Source organism: Bradyrhizobium sp. P5_C11_2 (assembly GCF_054049755.1).
Genome location: NZ_JBFULT010000614.1, coordinates 1 through 4,285, shown reverse-complemented (window position 1 = coordinate 4,285; position 4,285 = coordinate 1). Strand labels below are relative to the sequence as shown.

Below are 4,285 nucleotides of genomic sequence, written 5' to 3'. Positions count from 1 at the left end.
GAGTAGGAAGAATGACCAAGCTCATCATCGACGGCAAAGAGATCGATGTCCCGCCGGAGTACACGCTGCTCCAGGCGTGCGAGGCGGCCGGCGCCGAGATTCCGCGCTTCTGCTATCATGAACGGCTGTCGATCGCCGGTAATTGCCGGATGTGCCTCGTCGAAGTGAAGGGCGGCCCGAAGCCGGTCGCGAGCTGCGCCTGGGGCGTGCGCGATTGCCGTCCGGGCCCCAAGGGCGAGCCGCCGGAAATCTCCACCCGTTCGCCGATGGTGAAGAAGGCGCGCGAAGGCGTGATGGAATTCCTGCTCATCAACCATCCGCTGGACTGCCCGATCTGCGATCAGGGCGGCGAGTGCGACCTCCAGGACCAGGCGATGGGCTATGGTGTCGACACCAGCCGCTTCGCCGAGAACAAGCGCGCGGTCGAGGACAAATATCTCGGCGCGCTGGTCAAGACCTCGATGAACCGCTGCATCCAGTGCACGCGCTGCGTCCGCTTCTCGGCGGAGGTCGCCGGCGCGCCTGAGATGGGCGCGACCGGCCGCGGCGAGGACATGGAGATCACGACCTATCTCCAGCACGCGCTGACGTCGGAATTGCAGGGCAACCTCGTCGACATCTGCCCGGTCGGCGCGCTGACCTCGAAGCCCTATGCCTTCGCCGCGCGTCCCTGGGAGCTCGGCAAGACCCAGTCGGTCGACGTGATGGACGGCATCGGCTCGGCGATCCGCGTCGACACCCGCGGCCGCGAGGTGATGCGCGTGCTGCCGCGCATCAACGAGGCCGTGAACGAGGAGTGGATCTCGGACAAGACCCGCCATGTCGTCGACGGCCTGCGGACCCAGCGCCTCGACCGGCCCTACATCCGTGAAGCCGGCAAGCTGCGGGCTGCGAGCTGGCCGGAGGCCTTCGCCGCGATCGCTGCGAAAGCGGCACGCACCGACGGCAAGCGGATCGGCGCGATCGCGGGCGATCTCGCCGGCGTCGAGGAGATGTTCGCGCTGAAGGACCTGCTCGCCAAATACGGCTCGAGCAATCTGGCAGTGCAGGGCGGCGACGCCTTCGATCCCGCGCTCGGCCGCGGCTCCTACATCTTCAATCCGACGCTGGTGGGCGTCGAGCAGGCCGATGCGCTGCTGATCATCGGCGCCAATCCGCGGAAAGAGGCGGCCGTGTTCAACGCCCGCATCCGCAAGCGCTGGCGCGCCGGCGGCTTCAAGGTCGGCGTGATCGGCGCCAAGGCCGATCTCACTTATGACTACGACCATCTCGGCGCGGGCACCGAGACGCTCAGCGAGCTCGCGGCCGGCAAGCACTCCTTCATGGACGTGCTGAAGAACGCCAAGCACCCGATCATCCTGGTCGGCGCGGGCGCGGCCTCGCGTCACGACGGCGCCGCCATTCTCGCCAGCGCCGCCAAGCTCGCGCTCGATGTCGGCGCGGTCAAGGACGGCTGGAACGGTTTTGCCGTGCTGCACGAGACCGCCTCGCGCGTCGGCGCGCTCGATATCGGCTTTGTCGCCGGTCAGGGAGGGCTGAACGCGGCCCAGATGACCACGTTCGGTACCCTGGACCTGCTGATCCTGCTCGGCGCCGACGAGATCAAGGCGCCGGACGGCACCTTCGTCGTCTATATCGGCACCCATGGCGACCGCGGCGCGCATCGCGCCGACGTGATCCTGCCGGCGGCCGCCTATACCGAGAAGTCCGCGATCTACGTCAACACCGAGGGCCGCGTGCAGATGACGGGACGTGCCGCATTCCCGCCGGGCGAGGCCCGCGAGGACTGGGCGATCGTCCGCGCGCTGTCGGAGGCACTCGGCAAGAAGCTCGGCTACGACTCGCTCGCAGCCCTGCGCCAGGCGATCTTCAAGGCGGTCCCGCATCTGATCCGTCTCGACCAGATCGAGGCCGGCTCCGCCGACCAGATCAAGAAGCTGGCGGGGAAGGGCGGCACGCCGGAGAAGGCGCCGTTCAAGCCGCTGGTCGAGGACTTCTATTTGACCAACCCAATCGCGCGTGCGTCTGCCGTGATGGCGGAGTGCTCGCGGCTTGCCTCCGGGCAGATGCTGACCGCAGCGGAGTGAGCTGATGGAATTCTTCGAAAGCGCATTCTGGACGGGGTTCCTCTGGCCGCTGATCATCATGGTCGCGGAGAGCGTCCTGGTGCTCGTCGTCCTGCTGGTCGCGATCGCCTACATCCTGCTCGCCGACCGCAAGATCTGGGCGGCGGTGCAGATCCGGCGCGGCCCGAACGTGGTCGGTCCCTGGGGCCTGCTGCAGTCCTTCGCCGACCTTTTGAAGTTCGTGTTGAAGGAGCCGATCATTCCGGCCGGCGCCAACAAGGGCGTCTTCCTGCTGGCGCCGCTGGTGTCCTGCGTGCTCGCGCTCGCGGCATGGGCGGTGATCCCGACCAATCTCGGCTGGGTGATCTCCGACATCAATGTCGGCGTCCTCTTCATCTTCGCGATCTCGTCGCTGTCGATCTACGGCATCATCATGGCCGGCTGGTCGTCGAACTCGAAATACCCGTTCCTGGCCGCGCTGCGCTCGGCGGCGCAGATGGTGTCCTACGAGGTCTCGATCGGCTTCGTCATCATCACCGTGCTGCTCTGCGCCGGCACGCTGAACCTGTCGGCGGTGGTCGAGGCCCAGCATGCGCGCGGCCTTGCCAGCCTGATCGGGCTGCCGCAGCTCACCGTCCTGAACTGGTATGTGTGGCCGCTGTTCCCGATGTTCGTCATCTTCTACGTCTCGGCGCTGGCGGAAACCAACCGTCCGCCGTTCGACCTTGTCGAAGCGGAGTCCGAGCTCGTCGCCGGCTTCATGGTCGAGTACGGCTCGACGCCGTATCTGCTGTTCATGCTCGGCGAGTATGTCGCCATCGTCACGATGTGCGCGCTGGCGACGATCCTGTTCCTCGGCGGCTGGCTGCCGCCGGTGGACCTACCGCCCTTCAACTGGGTGCCGGGGATCATCTGGTTCTCGCTCAAAGTCTTCTTCATGTTCTTCCTGTTCGCGATGGCGAAGGCGATCGTGCCCCGCTACCGCTACGACCAACTGATGCGGCTCGGCTGGAAGGTGTTCCTGCCGCTGTCGCTGGCGATGGTGGTCGTGGTGGCCGGTGTGCTGCACTTCGCCGGCATCGCGCCGAAGTGAGGGCCGTCATGGGTATCAACATCAACGCCACCGCACGCTCGCTTCTGCTGTCGGAATTCGTCTCGGCGTTCTTCCTCGCCATGCGTTATTTCTTCCAGCCCAAGCCGACGCTGAACTATCCGTTCGAGAAGGGCCCGATCTCGCCGCGCTTCCGCGGCGAGCATGCGCTGCGCCGCTATCCGAACGGCGAAGAGCGCTGCATCGCCTGCAAGCTGTGCGAAGCGGTCTGCCCGGCGCAGGCCATCACCATCGAGGCCGGCCCGCGCCGCAACGACGGCACCCGCCGCACCGTGCGCTACGACATCGACATGGTGAAGTGCATCTATTGCGGCCTCTGCCAGGAGGCCTGCCCGGTCGACGCCATCGTCGAAGGTCCGAACTTCGAGTTCGCGACCGAGACCCGCGAGGAACTGTTCTATGACAAGGCCAAGCTGCTCGCCAACGGCGACCGCTGGGAACGCGAGATCGCGAAGGCGATCGAGCTCGACGCGCCGTACCGGTGAGATGAGAGCATGATCCTTCCCGCGCTGTTCTTCTATCTGTTCGCCGGCGTCTGCGTCGCCTCGGCGGTGATGGTGATTGTCTCGCGCAATCCCGTGCACTCCGTGCTGTATCTGATCCTGGCCTTCGTCAACGCCTCCGGCCTGTTCGTGCTGATGGGCGCCGAGTTCCTGGCGATGATCCTGATCGTCGTCTATGTCGGCGCCGTCGCGGTGCTGTTCCTGTTCGTGATCATGATGCTCGACGTCGACTTCCTCGAGCTGCGCGAGGGCTTCATCGAGTACCTGCCGGTCGGTCTCGTGATCGGCGGCATCTTCATGTTCGAGCTGCTGCTCACCGTCGGCTTCTGGGTCATCAACCCCGGTGTCGCCAAGACCATCACGGCGGCGATCCCGACCAATGTCTCGAACACCGAGGCGCTCGGGCTCGTGCTCTATACAAAGTACATCCACTACTTCCAGCTCGCCGGCATGGTGCTGCTGGTCGCGATGATCGGCGCCATCGTGCTGACGCTGCGCCACAAGGCGAACGTGAAGCGGCAGGACATCAACGTTCAGAACGCGCGCACGCCGGAGATGGCGATGGCGATGCGCAAGGTGGCGCCGGGGCAGGGGCTCTCGGACGC

Annotated in this window: 4 protein-coding genes; all 4 read left to right on the top strand. The window is 65.9% G+C overall.

Translation table 11 applies throughout. From position 1 onward, the window contains the following. Positions 1 to 11 precede the first annotated feature (11 nt). Positions 12 to 2,087: an NADH-quinone oxidoreductase subunit NuoG gene (gene nuoG, locus ACXJL8_RS35290; protein WP_456686483.1), complete on the top strand. Its 2,076-nt coding sequence runs from the start codon at positions 12 to 14 to the stop codon at positions 2,085 to 2,087. 4 nt (positions 2,088 to 2,091) lie between these two features. Next, on the top strand, positions 2,092 to 3,159 hold the full coding sequence (nuoH, locus tag ACXJL8_RS35285; RefSeq protein WP_456620143.1) for an NADH-quinone oxidoreductase subunit NuoH: 1,068 nt from the start codon (positions 2,092 to 2,094) through the stop codon (positions 3,157 to 3,159). Between the two features lie 14 nt (positions 3,160 to 3,173). Continuing rightward, positions 3,174 to 3,662, top strand: coding sequence for an NADH-quinone oxidoreductase subunit NuoI (nuoI, locus tag ACXJL8_RS35280; RefSeq protein ID WP_026232873.1), 489 nt, complete (start codon positions 3,174 to 3,176; stop codon positions 3,660 to 3,662). A 9-nt stretch (positions 3,663 to 3,671) separates the two neighbouring features. Continuing rightward, the coding region (locus ACXJL8_RS35275; protein ID WP_456686482.1) for an NADH-quinone oxidoreductase subunit J at positions 3,672 to 4,285 on the top strand (614 nt) is incomplete at its 3' end.